The organism is Mesorhizobium sp. LSJC280B00 (assembly GCF_000502835.1).
Lineage (GTDB): Bacteria > Pseudomonadota > Alphaproteobacteria > Rhizobiales > Rhizobiaceae > Mesorhizobium.
This window is the reverse complement of record NZ_AYVL01000003.1, coordinates 65,043-82,942: the sequence shown is the minus strand read 5'-3', so window position 1 is coordinate 82,942 and position 17,900 is coordinate 65,043. Positions and strand designations below refer to the sequence as shown.

Genomic DNA, 17,900 nt, shown 5'->3' with positions numbered 1-17,900 from the left:
ACCCTGTTGAGGTCTACATATAGGAATTCCCATGATGTTTTCCGCTGTTTTAAGGACCGCCGCGCTGCGCCTGCCGACCTCGTTTGCTCCGGCAGCGACATTCCAGCTTCGACCATCGAAGCGCCCCCTCCGCCTGTGGTAAAAGCAACGCATGAGCGATTCCTTTCACCTATCGACGGCCGACCTTGCGGCGCTGGGGTTCTTCCTTACCGCGTGGGTGCTGCATACGCTCGCCGCCGACGGAATGCTGGTCAGCCGCATGTCGCTGACGAGGGCTATGAACGCGCAGCGCGAGGCCTGGATGCGGACCATGGCCGAACGCGAGATCCGCATCGTCGACACCGCTATCATGAGCGGGCTGCAACAGGGGACCGCCTTCTTTGCCTCCAGTTCGCTGATTGCGATCGGCGGCTGTTTTGCCCTGCTCGGCGCCTCCGATCAGGTTCTGACCGTGCTGAGCGACCTGCCGTTTGGCGCCACGTCCTCACGCGCGGCCTTCCAGACGAAGGTGTTCGGGCTGGTGCTGATCCTGGCCTTTTCCTTCTTCAAGTTCGGCTGGGCTTACCGGCTGTTCAACTATTGCTCGATCCTGATCGGCGCCGTGCCGATTCCACATGGCGAGGCGTCGCGCAATCCGGTCACCGAAACGGCGGTGTGGCGTGCCGCGCGCATGAACATGCTGGCCGGAAAGCATTTCAATTCGGGCCTGCGCGGCGTGTTCTTCTCGATCGGCTATCTTGGTTGGTTCGTCGATCCCACCGTCTTCGTGCTATCGACGCTGCTGCTTCTGGCGGTACTGGTGCGCCGCCAGTTTTTCTCGGCGGCGCGGCAGGCGGTGCTCGGTCAGCCGCCCGGTCCGGGGAAAGGCCGATCGATGCGGCCCGACAGCCAATAAGCGGTGAGCCCTATCCATTCGCGGATCGCAACAGTGGTGACCTCCAGCCAGTCGCCGGGATAAGGCAAGGTGCCGATGCTTTCCTTGCCGGAAGTGCGATAGTCGACCGGCCACGGAACGGTCGAAAAGCCGGCTTTGTCGAACAGCGCCTTGGCGCGTGGCATGTGGAAGGCCGAGGTCACCAGCAACCAGGTCTCGCCCGGTTTCGGCGTCACCAGTTCCCTGGTAAAGACAGCGTTCTCGTAGGTGTTGCGGGATTTGTTCTCGAGGATCAGCCGATCGGCCGCCACGCCGAAAGCGGCAAAAAAACGCGGCGCGGTATCTGCATCGCCTTCGCCGCCGCGGAACGTTTCGATGCTGCCACCGGAGATAACGACTTTCGCTGTCGGGAACCGCCGCGCCAGCACGGCCGCCTCGACCATCCGGTCGCCGCTGGAGTTCATTTCATAGCCGCCACGCACCAGATTGACGGCGCCATCCAGACTGCCGCCAAGCACTATGATACCGTCAACCTTTTCCGGCAGCGGTGGCCTGGGGAAGCGTTCCTCCAGCCGATTGAGCATCATGGGGCCGAGCGGGCTCCATATCGAAACCGCCAGAATGAGGAAGGCAAGAGCGCTGCCGGCGGTCGCCAACCGTCGCCGCCCGAACATCGCCGCGATCAGCCCCGCCAGCAACAGGAAGATCGCGAGATTCAACGGCTCGACGAAGAACCCGAGAACCTTGGAGACATAGAAGAACATCCCTCACCCCCTCAAGATGAGAAACGATCCTACCACCATTTTTCCGGCTGAAATGTGCCCGCCGCCTGTTCGATGACATGGGCGGTCTGGAACAGGGTTTCCTCGTCGAAGGGCCGGCCGATCAGCTGCAGGCCGAGCGGCAGCCCCTTGGCGTCGAGCCCGGCCGGAACCGCTATGCCGGGCAGGCCGGCCATGTTCACCGTCACCGTAAAGATGTCGTTGAGATACATCTTGACCGGGTCGGCGGCCATGTCCTCGTCGGCGATGCCGAAGGCAGCGGAAGGCGTTGCCGGCGTCAGGATGACGTCGACGCCTGCTGCGAACACATTTTCGAAATCGCGCTTGATCAGGTTGCGAACTTTCTGCGCCTGCAGATAGTAGGCATCGTAATAGCCGGCGGAAAGCACATAGGTGCCGATCATGATGCGGCGCTTGACCTCACGCCCGAAGCCGGCGGCGCGGGTCTTTTCATACATGTCGACAATGTCCTTGCCGGGCACGCGCAACCCATAGCGGACGCCGTCGTAACGAGCGAGGTTGGACGAGGCTTCGGCCGGCGCCACGATGTAATAGGCCGGCAGCGCATATTTGGTGTGCGGCAGCGAGATATCGACGATCTCGGCACCAGCATCCCGCAGCCAGGCAATGCCTTTCTGCCACAGCGCCTCAATCTCCGCGGGCATGTCGTCGACACGATATTCCTTGGGAATGCCGACCTTCATGCCCCTGATCGGGCGGCCGATCGCCGCCTCGTAGTCCGGCACCGGCAGGTCGACGGACGTCGTGTCCTTCGGGTCGACCGAAGCCATCGACTTCAACAGGATCGCGGCATCGCGCACGTCGCGCGCGATCGGCCCGGCCTGGTCGAGCGACGAGGCGAAGGCTACGATCCCCCAGCGCGAGCAGCGGCCATAGGTCGGCTTGATGCCGACTGTGCCAGTGAAGGCGGCGGGCTGGCGGATCGAGCCGCCGGTATCGGTGGCGGTGGCGCCGGCGCAGAGGAAGGCCGAGACCGCTGATGCGGAGCCACCGGACGAACCGCCCGGCACCAGTTGGGNGCCGGCGCAGAGGAAGGCCGAGACCGCTGATGCGGAGCCACCGGACGAACCGCCCGGCACCAGTTGGGCATTGTCCAACGTGCGCGCGGTCCTGGTGCCGCCCGCCGAAACGAAGCCGCCCTCGCCCTGATGTGTCGTCGGCATCACCACCGTGTCGAGGCGCGAACGCCGCCACGGGTTGATGACCGGCCCGTAATACGAGGTCTCGTTGGACGAGCCCATGGCGAACTCGTCCATGTTGAGCTTGCCGAGCATGACGGCGCCATCCGCCCACAGATTGGCGGTGACCGTCGATTCGTAGCGCGGCTTGAAGCCGTCCAGCACATGGCTGCAGGCCTGGGTGTGGACGCCTTCGGTGCCGAACAAATCCTTGATGCCGAGCGGGATACCCTCGAGCGACCCGCCCTCGCCCTTGGCCAGTTTCGCGTCGGAGGCCTTGGCCATGTCGCGCGCCTTGTCGTCGGTGACCACGACGTAGGCATTGAGCGCCGGATTGGCTCGCTCGACCGCCGATAGATAAGCCTCGGTGATTTCGGTGGCGGTGATCTCCCTGGAGCGCAATTTGGCGCGGGCCTGCGAAATCGTCAGCTGGGTCAGGTCGCTCATCAGGCAAGGCTCTTTTCGTAAAACACCGACCACTCGGAATCGGGATAATTCAGCACCGGCCCGCAACGCGAAAAACCGGCGCGTTCGTAGACGGTCCAGGCGGCGGGATGACGGTCGCCCGTCTCCAGCACCAGACGCTTAAGCCCTTCTTGGCGCGCCAGCGCCTCGATACGCTCGACAATCTTCGCGCCGATCTTGTGGCCGCGATGCGAAGGTCGCGTATACATGCGCTTGACCTCGCCTACGACAGCATCGTGGCGCTTCAGTGCGCCGCAACCGATGGCAAGGCCGTTGTCCCGGGCGATGAAGACGGTCGTGTCGCGGTCCGCCATCTGCTCGACCGTCAAATGGTAGCAATGCTCCGGCGGCGTCAGCTCCAGCAATGTGGCGTTGAGCTCCTCGACCAGCCCACGCACATCGTCCTGCAGCGGCGTCTCAGCCGCGATGTCGATTGCCATCAGCCTGCTACTCCACGACCTTCGGCACAAGGAAGAAATTCTCTTCGGTCGCCGGTGCATTGGCGACGATGTCGGCTGCCTTGCCGCCGTCGGTGACGACGTCCTGGCGCTTTTTCATTGCCATCGGCGTGACTGAGGTCATCGGCTCGACGCCGGAAACATCGACCTCGTTCAACTGCTCGACAAAGCCCAAAATGGCGTTCAATTCGCCGGTCATGCGCTCTGCATCCTCCTCGCTCACCGCAATACGGGCAAGATGCGCGACGCGCTTCACGGTTTTTATATCAACGGACATGTTTGTGCCTCGGGGAAAACCAGCGCTATAGCGGCGCGGCGCGTGCCGCGCAACATGCATCGTGCCATCAACTGCCCTATGGCATCGCCACGCCGTCGCAGAGGAAATAACTGCCGCCGTTGCCGCTCTGCTCGCCTTCGTCGGCGGCAGGCCGAACCGATATCAGGTCGATCTGCTTCGGGCTCATCTGTGTCAGTGAGAGAACATCGGGAAAGACGTAGCCCGGCTCCTGGCATATAGCGATCACCGCCCAGCTTGGTGAGCGTGTCGCTTTGGTGATCTGCAGGAATTCACAATTATATTCGATGCTTTCCAGGCCATTTGCCGACAGCACGATATTGCCACCCTCGATCACCGTCTGCAGCGTATCCTTTTTGGCCTGCGCGCAGAGGTCCTCCGATTGCAGATAGACGCCCTCGATGAAATTTTCTGCGGCCAGCGTCGGCGACGCGGCAACCAGCATGGAAAGGCAAAGAGAATTTCTCAAGCGCATCGTATTGTTCCGGACCGGCTTTCTTTACAGCGTAATCGTCTCGCCGATCTTCGGCAACGCAACTTTCACACCCGATCCATCCAGCCCGGCCACGAATTTGTCGGCGGTCTGATCGATCATCGGAAATGTGCCGAAGTGAGCGGGAACGACCGTCTCGAACTTGAAGAAACGCTGGCAGGCAAGGGCTGCTACCGCGCCACCCATGGTGAAGCGGTCGCCGATCGGCACGATGCCGATCTTCGGTTCGTGCAACTCGTTGATCAGCGCCATGTCGGAAAAAATGTCGGTGTCGCCCATATGATAAAGCGTCTTGTCCTCGGGAAAGTGCAGAACGAGCCCACCCGGATTGCCGAGATAGGTATTCTGGCCACCCTCGCCCGGAAAGGACGATGAATGCAGAGCCTGAACGAAGGTGGTGGTGAAGCCGCCGCAATCGACGGTGCCGCCGATATTGCCGGGATTGATCTGCTTGTCACCGACGCCCTTGCCGACCAGGTACATGCAAATCTCGAAATTGGCGACCAGCATCGCGCTGCTCTTCTTGAGCACTTCGATGGCGCCGCTGATGTGGTCGCTGTGGCCATGGGTGAGCAACACGTGCGTGATCCCTTCGGCCGGCCCTTCCCAGCCGCCCGTCCATGATGGATTGCCGACCAGATAGGGGTCGATGAGGATTTTCGCGCCTTCGATTTCGATTCGGAATGCCGAATGTCCGTACCAGGTCAGTTTCATCAATGCTTTCCTCGATTTTTGCTTCGGTAGAGGATAGAACGCCGACGGCGAAATTAAAGTGCCGCGCACGCTTTGCGCGTATAGGACGTGCGGCGTCGCGGTCAAAGGAAAAGCCGTTGGGCATCATCACCATCGAGGAGTTGCCGGCCCGGCTCGGCGGCGGCAAGACCCTGGCCGGTCTCGACCTCGGCGACAAGACAATCGGCGTGGCGGTTTCCGACCGCGGCTTGTCGTTCGCCCACCCGCGCCCCGTCATCATGCGCAGGAAATTCTCGCTCGATGCCGCAGTGCTGCTCGCTCTGTTGCAGAAGGAGAATGCCGGGGCCGTGGTGATCGGCCTCCCCATCAACATGGACGGCTCCGAAGGCCCGCGCGCCCAAAAATCCCGCGCTTTCGTCCGCAATATGGCTGGATTGACCGATCTGCCCTTCCTCTTTTGGGACGAACGACTGTCGACGGTGGCGGCCGAGCGGACGCTGATCGAGATGGATTTTTCCCGCAAGAAACGCGCCGGCAAGATCGATTCTGCTGCGGCCGCTTTTATCCTCCAGGGTGTTCTCGACCGGCTTCAGGCGCTCGGCGTCGATGCCTGGTCGAAATAGCGGTTGCGCATCGCCGTGATCCAGCCACCAATCGCCTTGCGGCGGCGAAATGCCCAGAACGCCACCAGCAGCAGCCCATCGAACACGCAAGCTTTCGCCACCATCCCCGGAATAAGCGCCGGATCAACGCCGAGCATCTGTCCATAGAGCTGGAAGACGAGATCGTGTAATTGGCGGCTCAGCACGACATAGCCGAAATTGATGTCGTTGAGCGACAGAAAGAACCAGCCCCAAAACAAGAGGAGCGGAGCCGCCCACAGCGCGAACAAGGTGCGCATCAGCGGTCATCCCTCGAATCCAGCCGGCCGGAAATGCGGGCAAGCGAGGAATTATGCGCCGCTGCCTTGGCCATGACATGCGCGGCCGCTCGGATTTCGCCGGTCCCTGGAGCTGCCGCGGCAACGGTCGACCGCCGCTCCGCGAGCACCGCGACATAGGACGCCAGAAGTGCCGCCAATTGCACCGCGACAATCATGAACAGCCCATTGATGCCTTGCGCGGCGCCGCCGATGACGATCAGCGACAGCACGCCCAAGGCGGAAATGAAGGCGATTCGCATGACGCTATCGGCGGGATCCGGGTTGGTCGTGTCGCTGGTCAGTGCTTCAACAAAGGCCCAGCAGAACAGCACCGCGACGACAAGCAGTGCCACGGCGAGCGGCGCCACGACGACGGCGTTTTCGAGATCGGCAGATCGAGTGTTCTGGACGGGAACGCCCAGTACGCCAAGGGCCGTCGCCACGCCTCGATTCCCGTCGATGCAAATGAACGCCAGCAGGGCGAAAACGGCCGCCCAATGCAATGCCAGAAAAGAGCTCAGAATATGCCGCATGACGCTCCTGCTTCGCAGGGCAAAGCCGCTCAAGCTGAACAATCCTTGCCTTAACCATAACACTGGGCTTTGCCATCGGCCGCCGCAATGGAAACCATTCGTTAAGGTTAACGATCATCCACAGGGTCGCGAGAGCGGCAGCGAATTGGGCGACGGCCCTTAGTTGATCGGCGGGTAGAGCGTATCGATGATCATGCGCGCATCATGGCGGGAATCGATCATGCCATAGGTATTGCGCCACTGGCCGGCGAGGCGCGTTTCGACGAAGGCGTCGGCGATCCGCCCTGCCCCCAGCCTGCGAAGCTCTGCTGCCGCCGCCGACAATGCCAATTGCTCGGTCAAGAGCCGCGCCGAGCCCTCGTCGGTTGCAGCGACCTGCATTGCCGCCTTGAGCACGCCGACGGTGCCGCGTCCGCCGGCGCCGAGATCGCGGTCGATGCCGGCCAGCACGTCATCGAACAGGCCGGGTGCACGCCCCAGCACACGTAGCACATCGAGCGCCATGACGTTGCCGGATCCCTCCCAGATCGCGTTGACCGGAGCTTCGCGATAGTAGCGGGCGAGCGGCCCCTCCTCGACATAGCCATTGCCGCCGAGGCACTCCATCGCTTCATAGAGCAGCGGCGGCGCAATCTTGCAGACCCAGTATTTGACGACCGGCGTCATGGCGCGGGCGAAGGCCGCCTCGCCGCGGTCGCCGGCCGCCTCGTCGAAGGAGCGCGCCAGCCGGAACGACAGCGCGGTAGCGGCGGCAACGTCGAGCGCCATATCGGCCAGCACACGCTGCATCAGCGGCTGCTCGATCAGATTGGTTCCAAACACCTTGCGGTGGCGCGTGTGGTGGACAGCCTCGGCCAGTCCGGCCCGCATGATCGCCGATGAGGCGACGGCACAGTCGAGCCGCGTCAGGGTCACCATGTCCATGATCGTCTTCACGCCCGCGCCGGGCTCACCGACCATCTCGCCGATGGCATTGACGAATTCCACCTCCGACGAGGCATTGGATCGGTTGCCGAGCTTGTCCTTCAGCCGTTGAAAACGGAAACCGTTGCCGGATCCGTCGCCGAGCAGGCGGGGAACGAGAAAGCACGACAGTCCCTCCGGCACCTGTCCGAGCACCAGGAAGGCATCCGACATCGGCGCCGACATGAACCATTTGTGGCCGGTCAGGCGATAAAACCCGCTGCCGGCGCGCTCGGCGCTGGTGACGTTGGCACGGACATCGGTGCCGCCTTGCTTCTCGGTCATGCCCATGCCGAGCGTCAGCCCGGCTTTTTCGACCGGAGGCTTTTGGCTTTGATCGTATTTGCGCGTCGTCACCCGAGGCGCCCATTCGCGAAACAGCTTCGGGCTGGCCATCAGCGCTGCCAGCGAAGCGCTGGTCATGGTGATCGGGCAGAGATGTCCGGTCTCGAGCTCAGCCGTGAGGTAAAAGCGTGCAGCGCGCACCTGGTGGCGGCGGCCGATCTCGGCGTCGCCATTCTCCCAGACCGACGAATGCAGCCCGTTGGCAACAGAGCGGCGCATGAGCGCGTGATAGGCGGGATGGAACTCGACCTGGTCGATGCGCCGGCCCTGGCGGTCATGGGTCCTGAGCTTCGGCATCTCGACATTGGCAAGACGGGCCAGTTCCTGCGCCTCATGGGTCAGAACGAAACGGCCAAGCCCGTCGAGGTCCTTGCGCACCGGATCGGAAAAGCGCTCGGCAAGCTGGATCAGCAACGGATCGCCCCGCCAGGCGTTGCCGCCGGCCAGCGGCGGCGGCTGGTTGGTCACGTCGTCAGTCACGCTTCGTCCTTATCACCTGAAGGCTGCGAATCCAAAGCCAAGGCGGTTTATAGCCTATGGCCAGCGGCGCGCGACGAAAATACCGGGGAGAACCAATCCAATCCCAAGCCGGTGCTTGCAGCCGCGGAGCCTCCCCCCTATAGCAGCGACTTGAGATGACCGACGCATCGTCCCTGCCGCTTTATCCCCACCGCCATCTTCTGGGCATCCGCGATCTTTCCCCTGCCGACATCGAGCTTCTGCTCGACCGGGCGGACAGGGCCGTTGCCATCTCGCGGCAGTCGGACAAGAAGACATCGACGCTGCGCGGCCGCACCCAGATCAATCTCTTCTACGAAGCCTCGACCCGTACGCAATCGTCATTCGAGCTGGCCGGCAAACGGCTCGGCGCCGACGTCATGAACATGTCCGTAGCGAGTTCGTCGGTGAAAAAGGGCGAGACGCTGATCGATACGGCGATGACGCTGAATGCCATGCGTCCCGACATATTGATCATCCGCCATCAATCGGCCGGCGCGGCAGCACTTCTCGCCCAGAAAGTCGGCTGTTCGGTGGTCAATGCCGGCGACGGCGCCCATGAGCACCCTACCCAGGCGCTGCTCGACGCACTGACTATCCGCCGCGTCAAGGGTCCGTTGCCGAAGCTGATCGTGGCGATCTGCGGCGACATCCTGCATTCGCGCGTGGCCCGCTCCAACATCATCCTGCTCAACGCGCTTGGTGCCCAGGTCAGGGTCGTCGCCCCTTCGACGCTTTTGCCCGCCGGCATCGAGAAGATGGGCGTCATCGTCACCCGTTCCATGGCCGAGGGTCTGAAGGACGCCGACGTGGTGATGATGCTGCGCCTGCAGCGCGAACGCATGGAAGGCGCTTTCGTACCGTCGGTGCGCGAATATTTCCGCTATTTCGGCCTCGACGCGGAGAAGCTGAAGGCGGCCAAGGACGGTGCGCTGGTCATGCATCCCGGCCCGATGAACCGCGGCGTCGAGATCGCCTCCGAGATCGCCGACGGCCCGCAAAGCGTTATCCAGGAACAGGTTGAGATGGGCGTCGCCGTGCGCATGGCGGTTATGGAAGCGCTGCTCGACCCCCGTCGAAACCACGAGGGCCGCGCCTGATGAGCATAACGGTCTTCCGCCGGGCCCACATCGTCGACCCGTCGCGCGGCGTCGATGAGGTCGGCACCGTCATCGTCGAAGGCCGCAAAATCGTTGCCGCCGGCAAGGCGGCCTTGAACCAGGGCGCGCCCGACGGCGCCACCATCATCGACTGCGCCGGCAAGACTATCATCCCCGGATTGATCGACGCGCGCGTCTTCATCGGCGAACCCGGCGGTGAACACCGGGAGACCATTGCTTCGGCGAGCATCGCTGCGGCGGCCGGCGGCGTCACCTCAATCGTCATGATGCCCGATACCGACCCGGTGATCGACAATGTCGCACTGGTCGAGTTCGTGCTGCGCACCGCCAAGGACACCGCAATCGTCAACATCTTGCCGGCAGCAGCGATCACCAAGGGGCTGGAAGGCCGCGAGATGACCGAATTCGGCCTGCTGCGCGAGGCCGGCGCGGTCGCCTTCACCGATGGCCGGCATTCTATTGCCAGCGCGCTGGTGATGCGCCGCGCGCTGACCTATGCGCGCGATTTCGGTGGCGTCATCGCGCATGAAACCCAAGACGCCGACCTCGCTTCGGCCGGCGTGATGAACGAAGGCCTTTACGCAAGCTGGCTTGGCCTTGCCGGCATTCCGCGCGAAGCCGAATCGATCCCCCTGGAGCGCGATCTCGCGTTGGCTCGGCTGACCGGCGGCGCCTATCACGCTGCCAAGATTTCGACGGCTATGGCGGCAAGCGCGGTAGCACGCGCGAAAGCCGATGGCGCCAATGTCACATCAGGCGTGTCGATCCACAATCTGTCGCTCAACGAGAATGATGTCGGCGAGTACCGCACCTTCTTCCGGCTGACGCCGCCGCTGCGCGCGGAGGAAGACCGGCTGGCGATGATCGAAGCGATCAAGGACGGCACCATCGATCTCATCGTCTCCTCGCACGACCCGCAGGACGTCGACACCAAGCGCCTTCCCTTTGCCGATGCCGCGGCCGGCGCCATCGGCCTGGAAACGCTGCTAGGCGCAGCGCTGCGGCTCTATCACAATGGCGACGTGACGCTGCTCCGGCTGGTCGAGACACTGTCGACCGCGCCGGCAAGATTGTTCGGCCTGCCCGGCGGCACGCTGAAACCGGGGGCATTGGCCGACCTTTCGCTCGTCGATCTGGACGAGCCATGGGTCGTCAGCGAGAGCGGCATCCGCTCACGCTCGAAAAACACCTGTTTCGAAGGCGCACGACTGCAAGGCAAGGTCTTGCAAACGATGGTGGCGGGCCGCACAGTGTTTTCGGCCTAGGACGAAAACAGGCGTCACGGCTTAAAATCCGCTCAGCCAAGGAAAGTTCGGGGGAACAATGGCTTACAGTCCCGTCTTGGCATTGGTGTTCGGCTATCTTCTCGGCTCGATCCCGTTTGGCCTGCTGATCACCCGTGCCGCCGGCCTCGGCGACGTGCGCAACATCGGCTCCGGCAACATCGGCGCCACCAATGTGCTGCGCACCGGCAACAAGAGCTTGGCCGCGGCCACGCTTCTGCTCGACGCCCTTAAAGGCACCGCGGCGGTGCTGATCGCAGGCCGCTTTGCGCCCGAGCTCGGACTTTGGGCCGGCTTCGGCGCGTTTTTAGGTCATCTCTTTCCGGTCTGGCTCGGCTTCAAGGGGGGCAAGGGTGTCGCCACTTACCTTGGCGTGCTGATCGGCCTTGCCTGGCAGGCGGCGCTGATCTTCGCCGTCGTCTGGCTGGCGGTGGCCTTCCTGTTCCGCTTCTCCTCGCTTGCGGCACTGACGGCAGCAGTCGTGGTGCCCATGGCGCTGTATTTCCTGAGCACGCCGCAGATTGCCGGGCTTTTCGCGGCGATGAGCCTAATCGTCATCGTAAAGCACCGCGCCAACATTGCGCGGCTGCTTGCCGGCACCGAGGGTAAGATCGGGGCCAACGAGTGAGCGAGCCCGACGCCGGGCCGCGCCTCAGCGACCGGCAGCGGCTGAGCTGGCTTCGTCTGATCCGCACGCCGAATGTCGGCCCGGCTTCCTTTCGCGACCTGATCAACCGGTTCGGTTCGGCCGAAGCAGCGCTATCGATGCTGCCCGAGCTGATGATTTCGGGTGGCGCCAAAAAAATCGTCCGCATCCCGTCCATTGCCGAGACCGAGGCGGAGCTGGAGACCGCCCGGCGGGCTGGCGCCCGCTTCGTCGGCATCGGCGAGGCGGATTATCCGCCGCTGATGAAAAGCATGGATCATCCGCCGCCGCTGCTCGCGGTCAGGGGCAATAGCGCGGTGTTCCGCTTGCCAGCGGTCGCCATCGTCGGCGCTCGCAACGCATCGCTGGCCGGCATCAAAATGGCGCGGATGCTGGCGGCGGATCTCGGCCGCGACGGCTATGGCATCGTCTCCGGCCTGGCGCGCGGCATCGATACGGCCGCGCACCATGGCAGCCTTGCGACTGGCACAATCGGCGTGCTCGCCGGCGGCCTCGATTTGCCCTACCCGCCCGAAAATGCCGGCCTGTGCGACGAGATCGCCGAGTGCGGCGGCGCCATCATTTCCGAAATGCCGTTTGGCTGGCAGCCGCGCGCACAGGATTTTCCGCGCCGCAACCGGCTCGTCGCCGGTGCTGCATTGGGATTGGTGGTGGTCGAGGCCGCACAGCGCTCCGGCTCACTGATCAGCGCCCGGCTTGCCGGCGAGATGGGCCGGCTGGTCTTTGCCGTTCCCGGTTCGCCGCTCGATCCGCGCGCTGCCGGCGCCAATGGCCTGCTCAAGGACGGCGCAACCCTTGTCACCGAGGCCGCCGATATCACCAGTGCGATCGCCCCGCTGGTCGGCGCCTGGGCCCCAAGGACATCGCCGCTTGAGGAGCCGCCCGACTTTTCGGCAACGCCGCCGCCGCGCGAGGACGACCGCGACCGCGTCGTCGAGGCGCTCGGCCCGACGCCAGTGGCGGTAGACGAGATCATCCGCCACACCGGCCTGCATCCCGCCCAAGTGTTCATGGTGCTGCTGGAGCTCGACCTAGCCGGACGGCTCGAGCGCCATGCCGGCGGTAATGTCTCGCTGATTTGACCGAGAGCTTGCGCATGTCCCGGCACGCAATTCCGACGTGATTCCATGACTGATCTAGGTGAGAAGCCAAAGCAGACGCTGTTCACTCGTACGACGGCCCTCGTTTGGGCAGCGTTGAGCGTCATGCTGGCGCTGAAATGGTCGATGGATCTCGGCATGCTGGGTTTTCCCGACGGCTACATAACGCCCTTCGCAAGAGCGACCAGCACGCTTTTGGGCATTCTGACCGCAGCCTGCATGGCCCAGGGTCTCTACTTTTTCTTGGCCGGTGTGTTGGGCAGGAAGGTAAGCGCTGCCCGTCTCGGTGTACAAATCCTTGCCGCAGCGGTTCTTACCGTGGCGCCAGTGCTTATCGTGAAGGATTGTCCGGGTTCTCAGCTGTGCAGCAAGGCCTATGAGGCACTCACAGGCACCATGCTGGACGATGGAGCCGGCGGCTAATACGACCGGGCCGCGATCGCCTCCCCGCTGCAAGAAGGTGCTGAATCTTATCGGATTGTGGTGAGCGCGATGGGATTCGAACCCATGACCTACTGATTAAAAGTCAGTTGCTCTACCGGCTGAGCTACGCGCTCCCGCGGGCTCAGAAAGGCCGCCCTCGAAATTGCGCGGAACATAGGGAGAGTGCCTCTGCCGGTCAACCGGAAAAAGACGGCTCGCAAACCGGACTGTCCTGCAGTGTCATCATGCCTTGCGGAGCGCTTCGGCGTCGACGGAACGGCCTCGTTCTCGCGCAAGACCGAAGCTCGCGCTATGCCGACGAAAGCAAGCAGCAAATCGGAAGAACCTTTGCGGATCAGCAACTTGGGATTTTTGGCGGAACAATTTGCGCAGCCTGCCCGTTTCCCGCGATAAGGGACATGCGTTTCAAGGAGAAGACCATGAATAGGATCATGTCGGGCCTACTGGCGACCACTCTTTCGATCTCATTCGCTGCCGCGGAGATCGTGCCAGTCAACGCTCAGCCCAGCTATGCGCCCCCGGCCCAGGGGCTCACCTCGAATGTCCAGACCGTCCAGTACGAGCCGTGGCGGAGGCACCGGAATTTCAATCGCGATTTCTCGCGTCGCGATTTCCGTCGCAATTTTTCGCGTGACGACGGCATGTACTGGCGTGGCCATCGCGGCTATCGCGAATATCGTCGCGGCTATCGCCGTCACGGCGACTTCTGGTTCCCGCTGGCTGCGTTTGCTACCGGAGCGCTGATTACCGGCGCGATCGTCAACCAGAATCGTGTCTATCGTGGCGATGCCCACGTGCAGTGGTGCTATGACCGTTATCGGAGCTATCGCGCTTCTGACAACACTTACCAGCCCAACTACGGTCCGCGCCGGCAGTGCCGGTCGCCTTACTGAGTCCCAGATTAGAGGCTGCAAGCCCGCGCCCGAAACGGCGCGGGTTTTTCATTAGTGCGAATCCCGGGGCATCGGGGCATCCCTGCCTATTGCGTACTTAGCGTCCTGCGCACAGCGTGGCGCCAACCTGCCAGCTTGGCGGCACGTGTCGAAGCATCCATGTCCGGCTTGAACCGGCGCTCGAGCGCCCAACTCCTGGCGAATTCCGCGGCCTTCGGCCAGACACCCGCCTTCGAGCCGGCCAGCCAAGCCGCACCGAGTGCTGTTGTTTCGAGAATTGTCGGCCGGTCGACCGGCGCATCGAGAATGTCGGCCAGCCGCTGCATGGTCCAGTCTGACGCCACCATGCCGCCATCGACCCTGAGCACGGTCTTGGCCGAGGCGGCCTTCCAGTCCTTGCGCATGGCGTCAAGCAGGTCGCGTGTTTGGAACGCAACGGATTCCAGTGCCGCGCGGGCAAATTCCGCCGGCCCCGAATTGCGGGTCAGCCCGAAGATGGCGCCGCGCGCTTCGGCATCCCAATGGGGCGCGCCGAGCCCGACGAAAGCAGGCACCAAATAGACGTTCTGCGTCGGATCGGCTTCCGCTGCCAATTTGCCGCTATGCTCGGCCTTGCCGATTACCTTGATGCCGTCGCGCAGCCATTGCACGGCGGCGCCCGCGATAAAGATCGAGCCTTCCAGAGCGTAGGTGGTCTTGCCGTTCAGCCTGTAGGCGATGGTGGTCAAAAGCCGGTTCTTCGAACGAACCAGATCGCTGCCGGTGTTGAGCAGCGCGAAGCAACCGGTGCCGTAGGTGGATTTCATCATGCCTGGCTCGAAACAGGCTTGGCCGATCGCCGCCGCATGCTGGTCGCCGGCCACACCGAGGATTCTGATCTCTGCACCAAACAGGCTTTTGTCGGTGATTCCAAAATCATCGGCACAATCTTTCACCTGCGGCAGCATTCTTGCGGGTATGCCGAAAATGGCCAGCAGCTCGTCGTCCCAAGCGTTTTGTTCGATGTTGTAGACCAGTGTGCGCGAGGCATTGGTGGCGTCAGTGGCGTGGACCTTGCCGCCAGTCAGGCGCCAAATCAGGAAACTGTCGATGGTGCCAGCCAGCAGTTCGCCCTTCTCGGCGCGTTTTCTGGCGCCCTTCACCTTGTCCAGCATCCAGGCGATCTTGGTGCCGGAGAAATAGGGATCGAGCAGCAGGCCGGTCTTTTTCGTGAATTTCTTCTCCAGCCCCAGCTTCTTCAGTTTCTGGCATAGCGGCGCGGTGCGGCGGTCCTGCCAGACAATCGCGTTGTGGATCGGCTTGCCGGTCTCCTTGTCCCAGATGACGACGGTTTCGCGCTGGTTGGTGATGCCGATCGCGGCGACTTCCGCTGCGTTGCGGCCGGCTGTCTTCAGCGCGGCTTTCACCGTTTCCACGACGCTTGCCCATATCTCCCCGGGATCGTGCTCGACCCAGCCGGAGGCCGGATAATATTGGGTGAATTCCTTTTGCCCGCTGCCGACGACCTTCATCTTGTCGTCGAACAGGATCGCCCGGCTCGATGTCGTCCCCTGGTCGATTGCAAGGATATATCCGGTCATTCTCTCTCCCGTCGAAGCGAGTTCAAAGGTGCTGCGATTTCTCGACGCCGGATGGCGCGGAGCCGTTCACGCAAACAGGGGAGACGGCAACATGCCGCCTCCCCTGAGCATGGCGATGCGGGCGCGGACGCCCGCATCAAACGGTCCTATTGCTGCCAGCTCTTCACCAGCTCGTCGTAGTTGATGGTGACCGGCTTTTCCTTCTCGTTCTCGATCTTGAGCTGAGGAGCGAGATTGCCCTTCTTGACCGCGTCCGCATTCCAGTAGGCGAGGTCATGCTCTTCGGCCATCTTCGGGCCAACTTCGCCCTGGACGCCCGACTTCTCGATGCGGCTCATCACCTTTTCCTGCTCGGCGCAGAGCGAGTCCATTGCTTCTTGCGCGCTCTTGGCGCCCGACGAAGCATCGCCGATCGCCTGCCACCAGAGCTGTGCCAGCTTCGGATAGTCCGGCACGTTGGTGCCGGTCGGCGACCACTGGACGCGCGCCGGCGAGCGGTAGAACTCGATCAAGCCGCCGAGCTTTGGCGCACGTTCGGTGAAGCTCTTGTCGTGGATCGTGCTCTCGCGGATGAAGGTCAGACCGACATGGCTCTTCTTCACGTCGACCGTCTTCGAGGTGACGAACTGCGCGTAGAGCCAGGCGGCCTTGGCGCGGTCGGTCGGCGTCGACTTCATCAGCGTCCAGGAACCGACGTCCTGATAGCCGAGCTTCATGCCGTCCTTCCAGTAGACGCCATGCGGCGACGGCGCCATGCGCCACTTCGGCGTGCCGTCGTCGTTCAGCACCGCCTTGGCGCTGGCGTCGACCATGCTGGCGGTGAAGGCGGTGTACCAGAAGATCTGCTGGGCAACCGCGCCCTGCGCCGGAACTGGCCCCGATTCGGAGAAGGTCATGCCTTGGGCTTCCGCCGGTGCATAGGCCTTCAGCCAATCGAGGTACTTCTGGATGGCATAGACGGAAGCCGGACCATTGGTGTCGCCGCCGCGCGCCGTGCAGGAACCGACCGGACGCGAATTCTCGTCGACCTTGATGCCCCATTCGTCGACGGGCAGACCGTTCGGAATGCCCTTGTCGCCGTTGCCGGCCATCGACAGCCAGGCGTCGGTGAACCGCCAGCCGAGCGACGGGTCCTTCTTGCCATAGTCCATATGGCCGTAGACCTTCTTGCCGTCGATCTCACGCCCGGTGAAGAACGCTGCAATGTCCTCATAGGCCGACCAGTTCACCGGCACGCCGAGGTCGTAGCCGTATTTGGCCTTGAAGTCCGCCTTGTTCTTCTCGTCGTTGAACCAGTCGTAACGGAACCAGTAGAGGTTGGCGAACTGCTGGTCGGGAAGTTGGTAGAGTTTCTTGTCGGGCGCGGTGGTGAACGAAGTGCCGATGAAATCCTTCAGGTCGAGATTCGGGTTGGTGACATCCTTGCCGTCGCCTGCCATCCAGTCGGTCAGGTTGCGCACCTGCTGGTAGCGCCAGTGCGTGCCGATCAGATCGGAATCGTTGACCCAGCCGTCATAGAGGTTCTGGCCGGTCTGCATCTGGGTCTGGATCTTCTCGACGACGTCGCCTTCCTGGATGACGTCATGCGTAACCTTGATGCCGGTGATGGCCGTAAAGGCCGGCGCCAGCACCTGCGATTCATACTGATGCGTGGCGATGGTTTCGGAAACCACCTTGATATCCATGCCGGCGAAAGGTTTCGCGGCATCGATGAACCATTGCATCTCGGCTTCCTGGTCGGCGCGCGAAAGCGTCGAAAGGGGCCCGATTTCCTTATCGAGGAAGGCCTTGGCCTCGTCCATTCCGGCATAGGCATTGCTTGCCCCGAGCAACAGGACAAGCGCAGTTGTTGATGTCAAGAATTGCCGTCGCATGTATTTCCTCCACTGTTAAGTTCAAAGTGCGATCTGGATCGGCGGCCGGCACGCCGCCGTTCCAACAGTTTCCCCCTCTATACGTAGCGGAACACGCCGACGGCGTAGACCACGGAGAGAGCGAGAGCCCACCACAGATTGGGTCCGACTAGACCCAGCCAAGCGAGATGGATAAAGGCGCTGCCAAGCAGCGACAGGAACAGGCGGTCGCCACGCGTCGTTTCGAACCGCAGCACGCCGACGCGCGGATTGCCGCCCGGCGAGACGTATTCCCACGCCGCCATGCCGCAAAGCAGCAGAAAGATGGTTCCAAAGAAGGCCGCGGTCGGCCACGTCCAGGCCATCCACGAAAAATCGAGGTTGGACGAGAGGTTAAATCCCCACAGGCGGATATTGGCCGGATCGCTGAAGCCCACCG

20 protein-coding genes and 1 tRNA gene are annotated in these 17,900 nt (G+C 62.8%); 8 read left to right on the top strand and 13 right to left on the bottom strand.

Annotated features, from left to right (window positions below; translation table 11 throughout):
* Nucleotides 1-151: 151 nt before the first annotated feature.
* On the top strand, nt 152-895 hold the full coding sequence (locus tag X773_RS45090; protein ID WP_023674914.1) for a DUF599 domain-containing protein: 744 nt from the start codon (nt 152-154) through the stop codon (nt 893-895).
* Here the strand turns inward: X773_RS45090 and X773_RS45085 are convergent.
* The 6 genes from X773_RS45085 to X773_RS45060 form a co-directional block, all read right to left on the bottom strand.
* Nucleotides 844-1,638, bottom strand: coding sequence for a YdcF family protein (locus X773_RS45085; RefSeq protein ID WP_023674913.1), 795 nt, complete (start codon nt 1,636-1,638; stop codon nt 844-846). The genes X773_RS45090 and X773_RS45085 overlap by 52 nt on opposite strands.
* A gap of 29 nt (nt 1,639-1,667) precedes the next feature.
* Nucleotides 1,668-3,302 (bottom strand): amidase family protein, encoded by a 1,635-nt coding sequence (locus tag X773_RS45080; RefSeq protein WP_023674912.1) that lies wholly within the window; start codon nt 3,300-3,302, stop codon nt 1,668-1,670.
* Nucleotides 3,302-3,760, bottom strand: coding sequence for a GNAT family N-acetyltransferase (locus tag X773_RS45075; protein WP_023674911.1), 459 nt, complete (start codon nt 3,758-3,760; stop codon nt 3,302-3,304). Before X773_RS45075 ends, X773_RS45080 begins: the two co-directional genes overlap by 1 nt.
* Before the next feature lie 7 nt (nt 3,761-3,767).
* Complete coding sequence (gene gatC, locus X773_RS45070; protein ID WP_023674910.1) at nt 3,768-4,055, bottom strand: Asp-tRNA(Asn)/Glu-tRNA(Gln) amidotransferase subunit GatC; 288 nt, start codon at nt 4,053-4,055, stop codon at nt 3,768-3,770.
* Between the two features lie 76 nt (nt 4,056-4,131).
* Nucleotides 4,132-4,548: a hypothetical protein gene (locus tag X773_RS45065; protein ID WP_023674909.1), complete on the bottom strand. Its 417-nt coding sequence runs from the start codon at nt 4,546-4,548 to the stop codon at nt 4,132-4,134.
* A gap of 24 nt (nt 4,549-4,572) precedes the next feature.
* On the bottom strand, nt 4,573-5,280 hold the full coding sequence (locus tag X773_RS45060) for a metal-dependent hydrolase (protein WP_023674908.1): 708 nt from the start codon (nt 5,278-5,280) through the stop codon (nt 4,573-4,575).
* Between the two features lie 116 nt (nt 5,281-5,396).
* On the opposite strand from X773_RS45060, the gene ruvX reads away from it, so the two are divergent.
* Nucleotides 5,397-5,882, top strand: a complete 486-nt coding sequence (gene ruvX / locus X773_RS45055; protein WP_023674907.1) for a Holliday junction resolvase RuvX — start codon at nt 5,397-5,399, stop codon at nt 5,880-5,882.
* Here the strand turns inward: ruvX and X773_RS45050 are convergent.
* From X773_RS45050 to X773_RS45040, 3 genes are all read right to left on the bottom strand, one after another.
* A complete protein-coding gene (locus tag X773_RS45050; RefSeq protein WP_023674906.1) occupies nt 5,849-6,160 on the bottom strand; it encodes a DUF6105 family protein in 312 nt (103 codons plus the stop codon). The genes ruvX and X773_RS45050 overlap by 34 nt on opposite strands.
* The gene (locus tag X773_RS45045) at nt 6,160-6,714 is read right to left on the bottom strand and encodes a hypothetical protein (protein WP_023674905.1); all 555 of its coding nucleotides are present in this window, start codon (nt 6,712-6,714) and stop codon (nt 6,160-6,162) included. Before X773_RS45045 ends, X773_RS45050 begins: the two co-directional genes overlap by 1 nt.
* Before the next feature lie 159 nt (nt 6,715-6,873).
* Nucleotides 6,874-8,502: a DNA alkylation response protein gene (locus tag X773_RS45040; RefSeq protein WP_023674904.1), complete on the bottom strand. Its 1,629-nt coding sequence runs from the start codon at nt 8,500-8,502 to the stop codon at nt 6,874-6,876.
* A 155-nt stretch (nt 8,503-8,657) separates the two neighbouring features.
* On the opposite strand from X773_RS45040, the gene X773_RS45035 reads away from it, so the two are divergent.
* From X773_RS45035 to X773_RS45015, 5 genes are read left to right on the top strand one after another with little or no spacing between them, the layout of a single operon-like run.
* Nucleotides 8,658-9,620, top strand: coding sequence for an aspartate carbamoyltransferase catalytic subunit (locus X773_RS45035; protein ID WP_023674903.1), 963 nt, complete (start codon nt 8,658-8,660; stop codon nt 9,618-9,620).
* Nucleotides 9,620-10,906: a dihydroorotase gene (locus X773_RS45030; protein WP_023674902.1), complete on the top strand. Its 1,287-nt coding sequence runs from the start codon at nt 9,620-9,622 to the stop codon at nt 10,904-10,906. The genes X773_RS45035 and X773_RS45030 overlap by 1 nt, the downstream gene beginning before the upstream one ends.
* 58 nt (nt 10,907-10,964) lie before the next feature.
* Nucleotides 10,965-11,552, top strand: coding sequence for a glycerol-3-phosphate 1-O-acyltransferase PlsY (gene plsY / locus X773_RS45025; protein ID WP_023674901.1), 588 nt, complete (start codon nt 10,965-10,967; stop codon nt 11,550-11,552).
* A complete protein-coding gene (gene dprA / locus X773_RS45020; RefSeq protein ID WP_023674900.1) occupies nt 11,549-12,673 on the top strand; it encodes a DNA-processing protein DprA in 1,125 nt (374 codons plus the stop codon). The genes plsY and dprA overlap by 4 nt, the downstream gene beginning before the upstream one ends.
* A 45-nt stretch (nt 12,674-12,718) precedes the next feature.
* Nucleotides 12,719-13,114 carry a hypothetical protein gene (locus X773_RS45015; protein ID WP_023674899.1) on the top strand — a complete coding sequence of 132 codons (396 nt, stop codon included), beginning with the start codon at nt 12,719-12,721 and terminating at the stop codon, nt 13,112-13,114.
* Between the two features lie 58 nt (nt 13,115-13,172).
* Here X773_RS45015 and X773_RS45010 read toward each other — a convergent pair.
* Nucleotides 13,173-13,248: transfer RNA gene (locus tag X773_RS45010), tRNA-Lys, on the bottom strand.
* 306 nt (nt 13,249-13,554) lie between these two features.
* On the opposite strand from X773_RS45010, the gene X773_RS77250 reads away from it, so the two are divergent.
* Nucleotides 13,555-14,028 carry a BA14K family protein gene (locus X773_RS77250; protein WP_023674898.1) on the top strand — a complete coding sequence of 158 codons (474 nt, stop codon included), beginning with the start codon at nt 13,555-13,557 and terminating at the stop codon, nt 14,026-14,028.
* Nucleotides 14,029-14,114: 86 nt separating this feature from the next.
* On the opposite strand, the gene glpK is transcribed toward X773_RS77250, so the two are convergent.
* The 3 genes from glpK to X773_RS0137275 form a co-directional block, all read right to left on the bottom strand.
* A complete protein-coding gene (gene glpK, locus X773_RS45000) occupies nt 14,115-15,608 on the bottom strand; it encodes a glycerol kinase GlpK (protein WP_023674897.1) in 1,494 nt (497 codons plus the stop codon).
* Nucleotides 15,609-15,754: 146 nt separating this feature from the next.
* Nucleotides 15,755-17,482 (bottom strand): ABC transporter substrate-binding protein, encoded by a 1,728-nt coding sequence (locus tag X773_RS44995; protein ID WP_023674896.1) that lies wholly within the window; start codon nt 17,480-17,482, stop codon nt 15,755-15,757.
* A 77-nt stretch (nt 17,483-17,559) separates the two neighbouring features.
* A complete protein-coding gene (locus tag X773_RS0137275) occupies nt 17,560-17,826 on the bottom strand; it encodes a DUF2160 domain-containing protein (RefSeq protein ID WP_031211283.1) in 267 nt (88 codons plus the stop codon).
* Nucleotides 17,827-17,900: the final 74 nt, after the last annotated feature.

Coding starts and splice junctions, on each gene's coding strand:
- X773_RS45050 (WP_023674906.1), bottom strand. CDS start 6,160: ATGCGCACCTTGTTCGCGCTGTGGGCGGCTCCGCTCCTCTTGTTTTGG.
- X773_RS45085 (WP_023674913.1), bottom strand. CDS start 1,638: ATGTTCTTCTATGTCTCCAAGGTTCTCGGGTTCTTCGTCGAGCCGTTG.
- X773_RS45030 (WP_023674902.1), top strand. CDS start 9,620: ATGAGCATAACGGTCTTCCGCCGGGCCCACATCGTCGACCCGTCGCGC.
- X773_RS45060 (WP_023674908.1), bottom strand. CDS start 5,280: ATGAAACTGACCTGGTACGGACATTCGGCATTCCGAATCGAAATCGAA.
- glpK (WP_023674897.1), bottom strand. CDS start 15,608: ATGACCGGATATATCCTTGCAATCGACCAGGGGACGACATCGAGCCGG.
- X773_RS45075 (WP_023674911.1), bottom strand. CDS start 3,760: ATGGCAATCGACATCGCGGCTGAGACGCCGCTGCAGGACGATGTGCGT.
- X773_RS45015 (WP_023674899.1), top strand. CDS start 12,719: ATGACTGATCTAGGTGAGAAGCCAAAGCAGACGCTGTTCACTCGTACG.
- X773_RS45035 (WP_023674903.1), top strand. CDS start 8,658: ATGACCGACGCATCGTCCCTGCCGCTTTATCCCCACCGCCATCTTCTG.
- plsY (WP_023674901.1), top strand. CDS start 10,965: ATGGCTTACAGTCCCGTCTTGGCATTGGTGTTCGGCTATCTTCTCGGC.
- X773_RS45090 (WP_023674914.1), top strand. CDS start 152: ATGAGCGATTCCTTTCACCTATCGACGGCCGACCTTGCGGCGCTGGGG.
- X773_RS77250 (WP_023674898.1), top strand. CDS start 13,555: ATGAATAGGATCATGTCGGGCCTACTGGCGACCACTCTTTCGATCTCA.
- X773_RS44995 (WP_023674896.1), bottom strand. CDS start 17,482: ATGCGACGGCAATTCTTGACATCAACAACTGCGCTTGTCCTGTTGCTC.
- X773_RS45065 (WP_023674909.1), bottom strand. CDS start 4,548: ATGCGCTTGAGAAATTCTCTTTGCCTTTCCATGCTGGTTGCCGCGTCG.
- X773_RS45045 (WP_023674905.1), bottom strand. CDS start 6,714: ATGCGGCATATTCTGAGCTCTTTTCTGGCATTGCATTGGGCGGCCGTT.
- gatC (WP_023674910.1), bottom strand. CDS start 4,055: ATGTCCGTTGATATAAAAACCGTGAAGCGCGTCGCGCATCTTGCCCGT.
- X773_RS0137275 (WP_031211283.1), bottom strand. CDS start 17,826: ATGGCCTGGACGTGGCCGACCGCGGCCTTCTTTGGAACCATCTTTCTG.